The organism is Streptomyces sp. NPDC018263, assembly GCF_055562575.1.
In genome coordinates, this window is sequence record NZ_JBVHFA010000008.1 from 302,339 (window position 1) to 315,675 (window position 13,337).

At 70.5% G+C, this 13,337-nt stretch carries 14 protein-coding genes; 8 read left to right on the forward strand and 6 right to left on the reverse strand.

Annotated features, from left to right (window positions below; translation table 11 throughout):
- Positions 1 to 196: 196 nt before the first annotated feature.
- Complete coding sequence (locus ACZ3HQ_RS24220) at positions 197 to 628, reverse strand: type II toxin-antitoxin system VapC family toxin (protein WP_467513959.1); 432 nt, start codon at positions 626 to 628, stop codon at positions 197 to 199.
- A gap of 216 nt (positions 629 to 844) precedes the next feature.
- Here ACZ3HQ_RS24220 and ACZ3HQ_RS24225 point away from each other — a divergent pair, with 216 nt between their 5' ends.
- The gene (locus tag ACZ3HQ_RS24225; protein ID WP_467513960.1) at positions 845 to 1,288 is read left to right on the forward strand and encodes a VOC family protein; all 444 of its coding nucleotides are present in this window, start codon (positions 845 to 847) and stop codon (positions 1,286 to 1,288) included.
- Positions 1,285 to 1,698, forward strand: coding sequence for a VOC family protein (locus ACZ3HQ_RS24230; protein WP_467513962.1), 414 nt, complete (start codon positions 1,285 to 1,287; stop codon positions 1,696 to 1,698). Before ACZ3HQ_RS24225 ends, ACZ3HQ_RS24230 begins: the two co-directional genes overlap by 4 nt.
- Before the next feature lie 9 nt (positions 1,699 to 1,707).
- Here the strand turns inward: ACZ3HQ_RS24230 and ACZ3HQ_RS24235 are convergent, their stop codons facing one another.
- Positions 1,708 to 3,069 carry a glutamine synthetase family protein gene (locus ACZ3HQ_RS24235; protein WP_030807800.1) on the reverse strand — a complete coding sequence of 454 codons (1,362 nt, stop codon included), beginning with the start codon at positions 3,067 to 3,069 and terminating at the stop codon, positions 1,708 to 1,710.
- A 325-nt stretch (positions 3,070 to 3,394) separates the two neighbouring features.
- Between ACZ3HQ_RS24235 and ACZ3HQ_RS24240 the strand changes: the two genes are divergently transcribed.
- From ACZ3HQ_RS24240 to ACZ3HQ_RS24255, 4 genes are all read left to right on the forward strand, one after another.
- Positions 3,395 to 4,090, forward strand: a complete 696-nt coding sequence (locus ACZ3HQ_RS24240) for a DUF3105 domain-containing protein (protein WP_467513964.1) — start codon at positions 3,395 to 3,397, stop codon at positions 4,088 to 4,090.
- Entirely contained in the window at positions 4,087 to 4,719 is a 633-nt protein-coding gene (locus tag ACZ3HQ_RS24245) for a DUF305 domain-containing protein (RefSeq protein ID WP_467513965.1), read from the forward strand. The genes ACZ3HQ_RS24240 and ACZ3HQ_RS24245 overlap by 4 nt, the downstream gene beginning before the upstream one ends.
- A gap of 198 nt (positions 4,720 to 4,917) precedes the next feature.
- Entirely contained in the window at positions 4,918 to 6,858 is a 1,941-nt protein-coding gene (locus ACZ3HQ_RS24250) for a S53 family peptidase (RefSeq protein ID WP_467513967.1), read from the forward strand.
- A gap of 84 nt (positions 6,859 to 6,942) precedes the next feature.
- The gene (locus ACZ3HQ_RS24255) at positions 6,943 to 8,697 is read left to right on the forward strand and encodes an NAD+ synthase (protein ID WP_467513968.1); all 1,755 of its coding nucleotides are present in this window, start codon (positions 6,943 to 6,945) and stop codon (positions 8,695 to 8,697) included.
- Here ACZ3HQ_RS24255 and ACZ3HQ_RS24260 read toward each other — a convergent pair.
- The 3 genes from ACZ3HQ_RS24260 to yczR form a co-directional block, all read right to left on the reverse strand.
- Positions 8,669 to 9,229: a putative immunity protein gene (locus ACZ3HQ_RS24260; protein WP_467513969.1), complete on the reverse strand. Its 561-nt coding sequence runs from the start codon at positions 9,227 to 9,229 to the stop codon at positions 8,669 to 8,671. The genes ACZ3HQ_RS24255 and ACZ3HQ_RS24260 overlap by 29 nt on opposite strands.
- A complete protein-coding gene (locus tag ACZ3HQ_RS24265; RefSeq protein WP_467513971.1) occupies positions 9,226 to 9,429 on the reverse strand; it encodes a hypothetical protein in 204 nt (67 codons plus the stop codon). Before ACZ3HQ_RS24265 ends, ACZ3HQ_RS24260 begins: the two co-directional genes overlap by 4 nt.
- A 67-nt stretch (positions 9,430 to 9,496) precedes the next feature.
- Entirely contained in the window at positions 9,497 to 10,888 is a 1,392-nt protein-coding gene (gene yczR / locus ACZ3HQ_RS24270; protein ID WP_467513973.1) for a MocR-like transcription factor YczR, read from the reverse strand.
- A gap of 117 nt (positions 10,889 to 11,005) precedes the next feature.
- Between yczR and yczE the strand changes: the two genes are divergently transcribed.
- Positions 11,006 to 11,650 (forward strand): membrane protein YczE, encoded by a 645-nt coding sequence (gene yczE / locus ACZ3HQ_RS24275; RefSeq protein ID WP_467513974.1) that lies wholly within the window; start codon positions 11,006 to 11,008, stop codon positions 11,648 to 11,650.
- An 89-nt stretch (positions 11,651 to 11,739) separates the two neighbouring features.
- Positions 11,740 to 12,483, forward strand: a complete 744-nt coding sequence (locus ACZ3HQ_RS24280) for a metallophosphoesterase (RefSeq protein WP_467513976.1) — start codon at positions 11,740 to 11,742, stop codon at positions 12,481 to 12,483.
- A 38-nt stretch (positions 12,484 to 12,521) separates the two neighbouring features.
- Here the strand turns inward: ACZ3HQ_RS24280 and ACZ3HQ_RS24285 are convergent, their stop codons facing one another.
- Positions 12,522 to 13,304 carry an ArsR/SmtB family transcription factor gene (locus ACZ3HQ_RS24285; RefSeq protein WP_467513977.1) on the reverse strand — a complete coding sequence of 261 codons (783 nt, stop codon included), beginning with the start codon at positions 13,302 to 13,304 and terminating at the stop codon, positions 12,522 to 12,524.
- Positions 13,305 to 13,337 lie beyond the last annotated feature (33 nt).

Below are 13,337 nucleotides of genomic sequence, written 5' to 3' on the forward strand. Positions count from 1 at the left end.
GTGCCGCCGTCCACCGGTCGGTGCCGCGCCCCCGCGTCGTCGTGGGTCGGGGCCGCGCCGGGGGGTGTCCGTCCTCGGTCCGGCGACTTACGTTTCTACGACGCGTTCAACTTGCCTTCTCGCCGGCCGCTGCGGGCGGACACCCCCCGACACGTCCCCTTGCCGCCATTCGCGGGTGCGGGGTCGTGGGGTGAGCTCAGAGGTCGTCCGGGAGGATTCGGAAGTGGGGGTGCTTGCCGTTCAGGGGGCGTACGGTCCTGAAGTCGCGCAGGTCTCTGGTGAGGATGGCGTCCGTCGCGTACTCGGCCGCCAGGGCCACGTTCATCGCGTCCACCAGGTCCAGGGTCTGGTAGCGGGCTCTTACGGTGAGTGCGGCGTCCAGGGTTTCCGGGGTGGGGTTCGCCAGGATCAGGCGCATCTCGCTCACTCTGCTGGTGAGGCTGCGCAGGATCGAGTCCGCCGCTCTGCGGCCCGCTCTGCTGGTGGCCACCTGGTGCACCTCGGTGAGGGCCAGCGGGGTTGCCACCAGGAAGCCGCACTGGTCGGCTGCCTTCTTGGCCGCTGTGTGTGCCGGGTCCGAGCGGTTGTACAGGGCGAGGATGCCCGAGGTGTCCGCGATGGCGATCACGCAGCGTGGTTCCTGTTCCGGTGCTCGCGGGCCACGTAGCCCTCGGTCACTGTTCTGCCGATCTCGTCCCGGTCCATCGGCTCGCCCAGGTCGAAGGTCTCCTCGTCCTTCACGAACGGCTCGTCCCAGACTCGGTGCGCCAGTGCGATGCGGTGGATGCGGCATGGTACAGCTCCTGTACCACCTGTTCCAGATGGAGAGGGTTTACGGCTCGTTATGGATATGGCTCTGGAAGTTGTCGTGCTTCCCGTTTCCGATGTGGATCGGGCCAAGGAGTTCTATCGGGATCTTGTTGGCTTTCATCTGGATTTTGACGGGGAGGTGATGGACGGGGTGCGGATTGTTCAGCTCACTCCGCCTGGGTCCGGGTGTTCCATCGCTCTGGTGGAGGGGATGGACATGGTTACGGGGGTCCCTGTGCCCGGGTCTTATCACGGGCTTCAGTTGTGTGTTGCCGATGCTGATGCCGCCTACGCCGAGCTTCGGGGGCGGGGGCTTCAAGTCAGTGAGCCCGTGCGGTATTCGGAGCGCGACGGGGGGACTTTTATGTACTTCACCGATCCCGATGGGAATGGGTGGGCCATTCAGGAGTACCGGGTCCGGGGGACCGAGCCGCTTCATCGGGTGCTGGCTCGGCTTGCCGGGGAGAAGGCGTCGTGAGCGGGGCCCTGAGTCGTGGGTCCGTTGCCACTCGGCTGCCTGCTCAGGATCTGGGGCGGGCTCGGCGGTTCTACTCCGAGAAGCTGGGGCTGGAGCCCTTTGATGAGCGGCCCGGGGGGTTGCTTTATCGGTGCGGGGAATCGTTTTTCGCGCTGTTTCAGTCCACTGGGGTTTCGCCTGGGACTTTTACCCAGATGGGGTGGGAGGTCGACGACCTCGAAGCCACCCTCGCCGAGCTTCGGGGGCGTGGGGTTGTCTTCGAGGACGTCGAGACTCCTGGGTTTCGGACCAAGGGTGGCATTGCCGAGGTGCAGGGGAATTATCCGAGCAAAGGGGCTCGGGGGGAACGGGCTGCCTGGTTCCGGGACAGTGAGGGGAATCTGATCGGGATCGGGCAGCCCGTTCGGTGATGCCCCTCGCTACAGGACCGGGAGGTTCTTTCGCAGTTCGAAGGCCGTGACCTCCGACCGGTACTCCTCCCACTCCTGCCGCTTGTTGCGGAGGAAGAAGTCGAAGACGTGCTCGCCCAGGGTTTCGGCCACCAGGTCGCTGCGTTCCATCAGGGTGAGGGCCTCGCCCAGGTTTTGCGGGAGGGGTTCGATGCCCATGGCCCGGCGTTCCGCGTCGGAGAGGGCCCAGACGTCGTCCTCGGCGCCCGGGGGGAGTTCGTAGCCCTCCTCGATGCCCTTGAGGCCGGCGGCGAGGAGGACGGCGTAGGCGAGGTAGGGGTTGGCGCCGGAGTCGAGGGAACGGACCTCCACGCGGGCCGAACCCGTCTTGCCGGGCTTGTACATCGGGACGCGGACCAGGGCCGAGCGGTTGTTGTGGCCCCAGCAGATGTAGGAGGGGGCCTCGCCGCCCGCGCCCGCCGTGCGCTCCGAGCCGCCCCAGATGCGCTTGTAGGAGTTGACCCACTGGTTGGTCACCGCCGAGATCTCCGCCGCGTGCCGCAGCAGGCCCGCGATGAAGGAGCGGCCGACCTTGGAGAGCTGGTACTCCGAGCCGGACTCGTAGAACGCGTTGCGGTCGCCCTCGAAGAGGGAGAGGTGGGTGTGCATGCCCGAGCCGGGGAACTCCGAGAACGGCTTCGGCATGAAGGTCGCCTGCACCCCCTGCTCCAGCGCGACCTGCTTCATGACCAGGCGGAACGTCATGATGTTGTCCGCCGTGGACAGCGCGTCGGCGTACCGCAGGTCGATCTCCTGCTGGCCGGGGCCGCCCTCGTGGTGGGAGAACTCCACCGAGATGCCCATCGACTCCAGCATGGTGATCGCCTGGCGGCGGAAGTCCATGCCGACGTTCTGCGGGGTGTGGTCGAAGTAGCCGGAGTTGTCCGCCGGGGTCGGCCGGCTGCCGTCCGTCGGCTTGTTCTTCAGCAGGAAGAACTCGATCTCCGGGTGGGTGTAGAAGGTGAAGCCCAGGTCGGAGGTACGGGCCAGCGCCCGCTTGAGGACGTAGCGCGGGTCCGCGAAGGACGGGGAGCCGTCCGGCATCAGGATGTCGCAGAACATGCGCGCCGTACCGGGGGCCTCCGCCCGCCAGGGCAGGACCTGGAACGTGGACGGGTCCGGCTTGGCGATCATGTCGGACTCGTAGACGCGGGCGAAGCCCTCGATGGCCGAGCCGTCGAAGCCGATGCCCTCGTCGAACGCCTGCTCAAGCTCGGCGGGGGCCACGGCGACGGACTTGAGGAAGCCCAGCACGTCCGTGAACCACAGGCGTACGAACCGGATGTCGCGCTCCTCCAAGGTCCGGAGCACGAACTCCTGCTGCTTGTCCATCTTCCGCTTCCCCATCCTTGCTGGTCAGGCCGCCTGTCCGTGGTGCGACGGGAGGCGGTCGGCACCTGAGCATCCCACCACATCGGCGTTTCGCGCGCGTTGCGGACCTTGATCGGCCGGACGTCTCCGGGCTGAACGTTCCGCCTGCGGGGGCACACCGTCCTGCCGACCATCTTGCATGTTCATCGGGCTGTCCGTCATGGTCGCGAGCGCCGGCGGCCCCGCAGGTGCAAATTATCCGGTTGTCGCACATCGCTCCCCCGTGCTCCGCCCGTCCCACTACGATCAGCGGACCCCGAGACCGCCCCGCGGAAGGACACGCCCCATGGGTACCGACCAGCACACCCCCGCCTCCGCACGCGCCGCGCGCATAGAGGAGATGCGGCGCGCCGAGCGGGCCCGTGCCCGCCGCAACCGGGTGCTGGCCGTCACCGCGAGCGTGGTGGTAGTCGCCGGGCTGGTCGTGGGCGCAGTGGCGCTGGTGCGCGCCCAGTCGGACTCGGGCGAGGACGCCTCGGGCAAGGACAAGGACACGGCGGCGAGCGGGGACGCCAAGGGCGGCTCCGGGCACTTCACCACCGGCCCGGACGGCGTGCGCACCTGGTCAGGCAAGCTGTCGCGTGACCATGTCACGGCCAAGGTGACGTACCCGATGCACCCGCCGGTCGGCGGTGATCACAGCCCGGTCTGGCTCAACTGCGACGGCGACGTCTACAAGGAGCCGGTGCGGGACGAGAACGCGGTGCACGCGCTGGAGCACGGCGCGGTCTGGGTGACGTACACCGACAAGGCGAACAAGGCGGACGTGGACGCGCTCGCGGCCAAGGTGAAGCGGACGCCGTACTCGCTGATGAGCCCGTACGCGGACCAGGACGCGCCGCTGGTCCTTTCGGCGTGGGGGCACCAGGTGAGCGTGAAGAGCGCGGCCGACCCCGAGGTGGACAAGTTCTTCGCCGCCTACGTGCAGGGCAAGCAGACCCCGGAGCCGGGCGCCTCCTGCACCGGCGGGGTCATGAAGTGAGGCGCGGGTACGCCGGGTTGGCGGCCGGCGCCGCCCTGCTGGCGGTCGTCGCGGCGGGGGCCGGGGGGTACGCGGCCGGCGGGGAGCGCGACTCCACCGCGGTACGGGTGCCGGGCGCGGAGTCGGCGGACGCCGGGTTCGCGCGGGACATGGCCGTGCACCATCAGCAGGCCGTGGAGATGTCGTACCTGGTGCGCGACCGCACCGGTGACGAGGAGGTGCGGCGGCTCGCGTACGACATCGCGCAGACCCAGGCCAACCAGCGCGGGATGCTGCTGGGCTGGCTGGATCTGTGGGGCCTGCCGAAGGTGTCGGCCGGGCCGCCGATGGCGTGGATGGGCATGGGTGACATGCCCGCCGGGCAGGACGGCGCGCTGATGCCGGGCATGGCGACTGACTCCGAGCTGCGCGAGCTGGGTTCGCTCAGGGGGCGGGCGGCGGAGGTGTTCTACCTCCGGCTCATGACGGAGCACCACAAGGGCGGGGTGCACATGGCCGAGGGGTGTGTGGCCCGGTGTGCGCCGGGGCCGGAGCAGCGGCTCGCGCGGGGCATGGTCGACGCCCAGCGGTCCGAGATCCGGCTGATGGCGGACATGCTCAAGGCGCGTGGCGCACAGGCCCGTTCGTGACGGTTTCTGATCAAGTCGGCCCTTTTCATGGTTACTTGAGCTTCTCTTGACCTTTTGCTTCCCCTGACATGAACGGTTCATCGGCCAGAGTGGCCCCCATCGTGCGATCTCCACGCCGGTCGACACCGCCGCTTCACCGGCGCGCATCCGCGACGTACCGACCACGACATGCATGCGAAACGCATCGCAGGGGGTTCTATGAGATCCAACCGCGCCAAGACGCGCGCCGGTGTGAGCATGGCGGCGACGCTGCCGATGATCGCCGGAGCGCTGGCGCTCGGCATACCCGCGGCCCACGCGGACGGCCCGGCGCGCAACGCGCTGACGGGCACCCGTCCACTGTGGGCCACGGCGAACGCGGACAAGGGCGCCGCCGCCGACAGCGCCCGCGTCAACGCCCGGGTCTACCTGGCCGGGCGGGACGCGGCCGGACTGGCGGCCTACGCCAAGGCCGTCTCCGACCCGGCCTCGCCGCTGTACGGCAAGCACCTCAGCGCCAAGCAGGCGCAGGCCCGCTTCGGGGCCACCAAGGCCCAGGTGGCCGCCGTCAAGTCCTGGCTGAAGTCGGCCGGCCTGACGGTCACCGGGGTCACCGCGCACTACGTCGCCGTCTCCGGTGACGTGGCCGCCGCCGAGAAGGCGTTCGGCACCCAGCTCCACAACTACGCCAAGGGCAGGCACACTTACCGTGCCCCCGCGAAGACCGCCTCCGCGCCCGCCTCGCTCAAGGGCGCCGTGCTCACCGTGTCCGGCCTGGACAACGCGCCGCACAAGTCGGACCACGACGAGCAACTCCCGCCGCCGGACGCGGTGTTCAAGAACTCCGGTCCGTTCTCCAGCTACTTCGGCTCGAACATCGCGAGCAGCCTGCCGGACGCGTACGGCCACAAGATCCCGTACGCGATCCAGGGTTACACCGGCAAGCAGCTCCGCTCGGCCTACGGCGCGGGCCAGTACACCGGCGAGCACGTGCGCATCGCCATCACGGACGCGTACGCCTCGCCGACCATCGCCTACGACGCGGCCTCCTACGCCCACAAGCACGGCGACGCGGCGTGGCGCACCGGTCAGCTCCACCAGGTGCTGCCGAAGAACTACACGAAGACCGAGGAGTGCGGGGCGGCCGGCTGGTACGGCGAGGAGACCCTCGACGTGGAGGCCGTGCACGCGGTCGCGCCGAACGCGGACGTCACCTACGTGGGCGCCGCCTCCTGCTACGACGACGACCTGCTCGACTCGCTGAGCAAGATCGTCGACAACCACCTGGCCGACATCGTCTCCAACTCCTGGGGCGACGTGGAGGGCAACCAGACGCCCGACCTGGCCGCGGCCTACGACCAGGTGTTCCAGTTCGGCGCGGTGCAGGGCATCGGCTTCTACTTCTCCTCCGGCGACGACGGCGACCAGGTCGCCGCCTCGGGCGTGAAGCAGGTCGACACCCCCGCCAACTCGGCCTGGGTGACGGCGGTCGGCGGTACCTCGCTGGCGGTCGGCAAGGGCGACACGTACCAGTGGGAGACCGGCTGGGGGACCGAGAAGGCGACCCTGGCGGCCGACGGCAAGAGCTGGACGGACTTCCCCGGCGCCTTCACCTCGGGCGCGGGCGGCGGCACCAGCAAGACCGTGCTGCAGCCGTACTACCAGCAGGGCGTCGTCCCCGAGGGGCTGGCCACGGCCAACAGCAAGGCCGGCAACCGCGTCGTCCCGGACATCGCGGCCATCGCCGACCCGAACACCGGCTTCCTGGTCGGCCAGACCCAGACCTTCCCGGACGGGTCCCAGACCTACAGCGAGTACCGCATCGGCGGCACCTCGCTCGCGGCGCCGGTGATCGCGGCCGTGCAGGCGCTGGCGCAGGAGGCGCGCGGCGGCAAGGCGATCGGCTTCGCCAACCCGTCGATCTACCAGCGGTACGGCAAGAAGGGCGTCTTCCACGACGTCACGGACAACCCGACGGGCTCCGGCCTGGCGGTGGCCCGTACCGACTTCGTGAACGGCCTGGACGCCTCGGACGGCCTGGCCGTCTCGGTCCGCAGCCTCGGCAAGGACAGCTCGCTGCACGCGGTCAAGGGCTACGACGACGTGACCGGCGTGGGCTCGCCCGCGAACGGCTACGTGCAGTCGTACAAGGGTCACTGATCCGCGGTAGCCGGTGACGGGGGCGTGGGGTGTCGGATCACCTCACGCCCCCCATCGCGTCGGAGTGACGATTACACTGGCGGGGTGCCTCAACTTCGTCTCGCCCTGAATCAGATCGATGCCCGGGTCGGCGACATCGCCGGCAACACCGAGTCGGTCGTCCGCCGTGTCCGCCGGTCGGCCGAGGCGGGAGCGCATCTGGTCGCGTTCCCCGAGATGGTGCTGACCGGGTATCCCGTGGAGGACCTCGCGCTGCGCTCGTCCTTCGTCGAAGCCTCCCGCGCCGCCGTGCGCGCGCTGGCCGCCCGGCTGGCGGAGGAGGGACTCGGCGAGGTGCCGGTGGTCGTGGGCCACCTCGACCGCTCGGCGACCGCGCAGCCGAGGTACGGCCAGCCGGCCGGTGCGCCGCAGAACGCGGCGGCCGTGCTGTACCGGGGCGAGGTGGCCCTCACCTTCGCCAAGCACCACCTGCCGAACTACGGCGTCTTCGACGAGTTCCGCTACTTCGTGCCCGGCGACACCATGCCGGTGATCCGGGTGCGCGGGGTGGACGTGGCGCTCGCCATCTGCGAGGACCTCTGGCAGGACGGCGGCCGGGTCCCCGCCGCCCGTTCGGCCCACGCCGGCCTGCTGCTCTCGGTGAACGCCTCGCCGTACGAGCGGGACAAGGACGACACCCGCCTCGAACTGGTCCGCAAGCGGGCCCAGGAGGCGGGCTGCACCACCGCCTATCTCGCCATGACCGGCGGCCAGGACGAGCTGGTCTTCGACGGCGACTCCATCGTGGTCGGCGCGGACGGCGAGGTGATCGCCCGGGCACCGCAGTTCGAGGAGACCTGCCTGCTGCTGGACCTGGACCTGCCCGCCGCCGACCCGGACGCGCCCACGGGCGTCGTGGACGACGGTCTGCGCATCGACCGCGTGGTCCTCTCCTCCGAGCCCGTGCCGCCGTACGAGCCGGAGCATCTCGGTGGCTGTGCCGAGCGGCTGGACGACGACGCGGAGATGTACGGGGCGCTGGTGACGGGGCTGCGTGCCTACGTCGTCAAGAACGGCTTCCGTTCGGTGCTGATCGGTCTGTCCGGCGGGATCGACTCGGCGCTGGTGGCCGCGATCGCGTGCGACGCGGTGGGCGCGGAGAACGTGTACGGGATCTCGATGCCGTCCAAGTACTCCTCCGAGCACTCCCGGAGCGACGCGGCCGAACTGGCCCGGCGCACGGGGCTGAACTTCCGTACGGTGTCGATCGAGCCGATGTTCGACGCGTACATGGGGGCGCTGTCCCTGGACGGTCTCGCGGAGGAGAACCTCCAGTCCCGGCTGCGCGGCACGCTGCTGATGGCGGTGTCCAACCAGGAGGGCCGGCTCGTGCTGGCACCGGGCAACAAGTCCGAGCTGGCGGTGGGGTATTCGACCCTGTACGGCGACTCGGTGGGCGCGTACGGGCCGATCAAGGACGTCTACAAGTCCTCGGTGTTCCGGCTGGCCCGCTACCGCAACCGCGCGGCCGAGGAGCGCGGCGAGACCCCGCCGATCCCGGAGAACTCCATCAGCAAGCCCCCCAGCGCCGAGCTGCGCCCCGGCCAGGTGGACACCGACTCCCTCCCGGACTACCCCGTCCTCGACGCGATCCTCGACCTCTACGTCGACCACGACCAGGGTGCCGACGCGATCGTGGCGGCGGGCTTCGACCGGGACCTCGTCGTCCGGATTCTCCGCATGGTCGACACGGCCGAGTACAAGCGGCGGCAGTATCCGCCGGGTACGAAGATCTCGCCGAAGGGGTTCGGGAAGGACCGGCGGCTGCCGATCACGAACGGGTGGCGGGAGCGGGCGTAGTCGTCCGGGGCGGGCGCAGGTCCGCGTCCAGCACGCGGATCAGCTCGCCCACCCGGCCGCCGCCGTCGGGGGCGGCCGGGTAGCGCCTGAGCACGTCGAGCACTGCCGGCGTTGCCCGCCGTACCGTCCGCCCAAGGTGGCCCGCCGCGACGCTTCGGTCGTCCCCGGCGGCCAGTTCGGCCGCCCTGGCCGCATGGGCTCCGGCCCCGAGGATGTGCTTGACCTGGGTGGCCTTGGCCAGCGGATGCAGATAGGCGGCCCCGGCAGCGGCCGTCGCGGCCCGCGCCGCCTCCCGCCCAGCCGCGGTGTGCGCGTTCTGAGCCGCCTTCAGGGCCGCCCACGCCGTGTCACGCAGCGCCTTCCCCCGCTCCCCTCCCCGCGCGAACGCCCACGCGGCCGCGATGGCATCCCTGGGCCGCGAATCATCCGGCTGATCGGCCTCGAAGATCCCGAGCACGGTCTCGGCGGAAGCGGCGGCGAAACCGGCGACGGCACGAAGATCGTCCTTGCTCAGCACGACCTCGGCACTCATCGCCCCTCTTCCGGCGCCGACCGCCGGTCCGCGAGCCGCTCCTGATCGGCGGCGTTCCCGGTACGGGCCTCGGTGCGACGCCCCCGCTCCAGGTAGTCCCGGACGATCAACTCCACCGCGTCCTGCGGACTCTTCACCCCGGCCAACAGCATGACCTCGATGGCCAGATCGGCATCCAGACTGACGGTGACCTTCGCCATGACCCCTCCCGAGCAGGCTCCCGCGAGCAGCGTACTCGGGTGTGTGGACGTGCCGTGTTGTCGGCGCTCACGCGACAGGTGCGGGGGTGTGCGTGCCGATGGCGCCTCGGGCAAGTGCTCGCCGGGCCAGTGCCAGTCTGTCGATCGCCTCGGTCAGTTGGCCGGGCGGGAGGGTGTAGGGCAGCCGGAGGTTGCGTTCGAACGCGCCGCCGATTCCGAAGCGTGGTCCGGCCGCGATGGTCACTCCGTGGTCCGGCGCGATTGCTGCCAGCCGCGAGCTGATGGGCTCGGGGAATGTCGCCCACAGCGTGACACCGCCGACGGGGCGAAGGGCCTGGACCTCTGGCAGGTTCTCGGTGAGTGCTTCGCACAGCGCGTCGCGTTGCGAACGCAGTTGTCGGAGTGTGCCTGGGCGCCGGGTCTGGTGCTCGTTCAGGAGGACAGCCGTGGCGAGCTGTTCGACGACAGGGGTGCCGAGGTCCGTTGCCCGCCGGGTCTGCTGGACGCGTTCGAGGAGAGACGGGGCCGCCCGGATCCAGCCGATGCGCAGGCCGCCCCAGATGCTCTTGGAGACGGAGCCGATGCTGATCGCGGTCGGCATGTGCAGCGCGAAGGGTTCCGGGCTCGCTCCCTCCAGGGCCAGGTCGGTCATGGTCTCGTCGATGACCGTGGGACAGGCGAGCCTGAGCCCGGCGCGGACGCTCGTGGGCATGCACAGCCCTGTCGGATTGTGGAAGTCCGGTATCAGATAGGCCAGATGCGCGCTGCGGGCCGCTTCCTGGAGCTGTGCCGTGTCCCAGCCCGAAGGCGACACCGCGACCGCCAGGAGCCGGGCACGAGCCTCGGTGAACGTGCTGATCGCATGCGGATAGGTCGGATGGTCGATCAGAACCCTGTCGCGCGGGGACAGCAGGGTACGCGCGAGAAGGGCGAGCGCGTGCTGCGCGCCATTGGTGATCAGGATGTGATCGGGGGCCGTGGGCAGGGAGCGCCGCTGATACCAGCCGGCCACCGCTTCACGCAGCTCCGCGATGCCGTACCGGTCGTAGCCGTGCCGCTCGAAGTGCCGTGGCAATCGTTCGAGCGCGGTCGCGAACGCGGTGTGGAGGATCTCGACGGGCGCGGGCGGAGCGGCGAAGGACAAGTCGATGGCCGCCGAGCCCGCGGTGCCGCCGCGCTCGGGAGAGCGGTCATCGGGCAGCCGCACCGTCGCCCTGGCTCGTGCCCGTGTGGCGACGTATCTCTGATCGACCAGAGTGCGGTAGGCGGCGCTGACAGTGGTTCTGCTGGTGGAGAGCGTGGTGGCCAGGTCACGCTCGCCCGGCAGGACCGACCCGAGAGGGAGACGTCCGTCCAGGACGAGGAGCCGCAGCCGGTCGGAGAGGCGTTGATGCGCCGGCCCAGGCCCCTCTTGCCATGTCCCGAGCATGCGTGCCACCGCGTGCGCACTTACTTTCACCCCGCCAGCATAGGCAATCTGGCTATGGATTCGAGGTCCAGGCGCTCGCAGGCTTGCCGCATGGCACCTCCTGCTTCCCCCGCACACGTCCCTGTCCAGGCGCATCATGACCCGCCTGTGCTGACCCGGTTGAACGCGGTCGCTCAATTCAGAGCGGGCCGCACGACACGTCGCGTACTCCAGCTTCTGGTCGGCCTGGTGGGATACGGGGCCGCCGTGATGACGCTCGTCCGCTCCGGGCTGGGTGCAGCGAGCTGGAACGTGCTCACCGAGGGCACCGCCACGACTCTCGGTGTCTCGTTCGGCTGGGCGACGAACCTCATCTCCCTGTCGGTACTTCTGGCATGGATTCCGCTGCGAGAACTGCCCGGCCTCGGCACCGTTCTCAACGTCGCCGTCGTCGGCTTCGCCGCGGACGCCACCGCGGCCGTCCTCCCGCGCCCGCAGGGGGCACTCACCGAGATCGCGTACCTCGTGCTCGGCCTCGTCGCTCTGGCCTTCTTCGATGCGCTCTACCTCGGTGCGCAGTTCGGCTCCGGCCCCCGCGACGGAATCATGACCGGACTCGTCCGACTCACCCGCCTGCCCATCGCCGTGGTACGCACCGGCATCGACATCGCCGTCGCCGGGGCCGGCTGGCTCATGGGCGGAACCCTCGGGGCCGGGACTGCGCTCGTCGCCCTGTGCATGGGGCCCCTGGTGGGCTTCTTCCTGCCCCGGGTGGCGGTCCGCCTCCCCGTCGTCGACGGGGAGATCCGATAAGGCCCCCGCTCCGCATTTGTCGAAGGCGGACACCGGCCGGCCGCACGCTCCTTGACGCGCCCGGCCACCCACACGACGAGAGGACGAAGATGACGGTGCTACTCGCCCAGATCAGTGATCTGCACCTGGACGGCAGTGAGAGGGCCACCCGGCGCGCCGAACGCGTCATGGACCACCTGCGGACCCTGCCCCAGCCGGTCGACGCGGTCCTGGTCACCGGGGACATCGCCGATCACGGCGAGGAGGCCGAGTACGAGGAGGCGGCCCGGATTCTGGCGGCCCCCTTCCCGGTGCTCACCCTTCCCGGAAACCATGACGTGCGCTCGGCCTACCGCAAGGCTCTGCTCGGCGAGGCGCCCGGACACGCCCCCGTCAACCGGCTGCACCACATCGCCGGGACCGCCGTGCTGATGTGCGACTCCAGCATTCCGGGTCGTGACGAGGGACGCCTCGACGTGGCGACGCTGGGCTGGCTGGACACCACTCTCGCCGGCCTGCCACGGGACACCCCCGCGCTGGTCGCCTTCCATCACCCGCCGGCCGCACTCCACCACCCGCTGCTCGACTCCATCAGGCTGGAACAGCCCGGACACCTGGCCGGCCTGCTGGAGGCGCACCCCCAGGTCGTCGCCGTCCTGACCGGGCACGCCCACACGGCAGCCGCCTCGACGTTCGCGGGCCGTCCGCTGATCGTCGGCCCCGCGGTCACCTGGACCCTGAGGATGCCCTGGGAGGGCGACGACCTCGCGGACCGGGACCAGCCGCCCGGCATCGCCTTCCACGTCCTGGACGACGACCGGCGTCTGACCACGCATTACCGCGTCGTGCTCTGAGAGGGGAAGCCGGCCCTCCGTGCGAGCACAGCGGGCGGTCAGTCCACCGGCCGCAGCCCGAAGGTGCCGGCCAGGCCGTCGGCGCCGGCCTCGGTCAGATGGACGACCCGGGGGCTGGAGCCGTGGCGCAGCCAGCGCAGTTCGAACAGCCGGGCGGTCAGCGCCGCGCCCACCGCCCCGGCGAGGTGGTGGCGCTGCTCGCTCCAGTCCACGCAGTAGCGGATCAGGGGGCGGCGCGGCGGCAGCCGGGTCAGGTCGACGCCGAACCGGGCCAGCGCCCGCCGGCCGGTCCCGGTGAGCCGGTAGTCGACATCGCGTCCGTAGCCGCTCGCGCCGTCGCGCACCGCCTTGTCGGGGCGGTGGGTGCCGTCGTGCCCGGCGAGCAGACCTCCCTCGAGCAGGGACTCCAGCAGGGCCACGCCCAGCCGGCCGGCGAGATGGTCGTAGCACGTGCGGGAACGGCGCAGGGCTCCGGCGGTGCTGCTCTCCCGCAGTGAGGTGAGCGGGAGGGGCGGCGCGATGACGGCCAGCGCCTCCAGGGCGAGGCTGATCTCGGGGTCGGCCAGACGGTAGTAGCGGCACCGGCCCGCGCTCTCCACGCTGACCATGCGCGCCTCGACGAGCTTGCCCAGATGGGCACTTGCCGTCGCGGCGCTCACGCCCGCCTCGGCGGCGAGCAAGCCGGCGGGCAGTGCGCGGCCGTCGCTGAGCGCCTTCAGCATCCGGGCGCGGGACGGGTCGGCGATCAGCGTGGCGGCCCGTGCGATGTCGGGCTGGTGGTGCACTCGGTCCCGGTCACGACCGGTCGTCGTCCTGGCCATACGGCGAGCCTAGTTGGAGGACACTTCGACGGG

Excerpts from the sequence above, each read along its gene's own strand:
- ACZ3HQ_RS24225 (WP_467513960.1), top strand. The coding sequence starts at position 845 with ATGGATATGGCTCTGGAAGTTGTCGTGCTTCCCGTTTCCGATGTGGAT.
- ACZ3HQ_RS24235 (WP_030807800.1), bottom strand. The coding sequence starts at position 3,069 with ATGGACAAGCAGCAGGAGTTCGTGCTCCGGACCTTGGAGGAGCGCGAC.
- ACZ3HQ_RS24240 (WP_467513964.1), top strand. The coding sequence starts at position 3,395 with ATGGGTACCGACCAGCACACCCCCGCCTCCGCACGCGCCGCGCGCATA.
- ACZ3HQ_RS24250 (WP_467513967.1), top strand. The coding sequence starts at position 4,918 with ATGAGATCCAACCGCGCCAAGACGCGCGCCGGTGTGAGCATGGCGGCG.
- ACZ3HQ_RS24260 (WP_467513969.1), bottom strand. The coding sequence starts at position 9,229 with ATGAGTGCCGAGGTCGTGCTGAGCAAGGACGATCTTCGTGCCGTCGCC.
- ACZ3HQ_RS24265 (WP_467513971.1), bottom strand. The coding sequence starts at position 9,429 with ATGGCGAAGGTCACCGTCAGTCTGGATGCCGATCTGGCCATCGAGGTC.
- ACZ3HQ_RS24280 (WP_467513976.1), top strand. The coding sequence starts at position 11,740 with ATGACGGTGCTACTCGCCCAGATCAGTGATCTGCACCTGGACGGCAGT.
- ACZ3HQ_RS24285 (WP_467513977.1), bottom strand. The coding sequence starts at position 13,304 with ATGGCCAGGACGACGACCGGTCGTGACCGGGACCGAGTGCACCACCAG.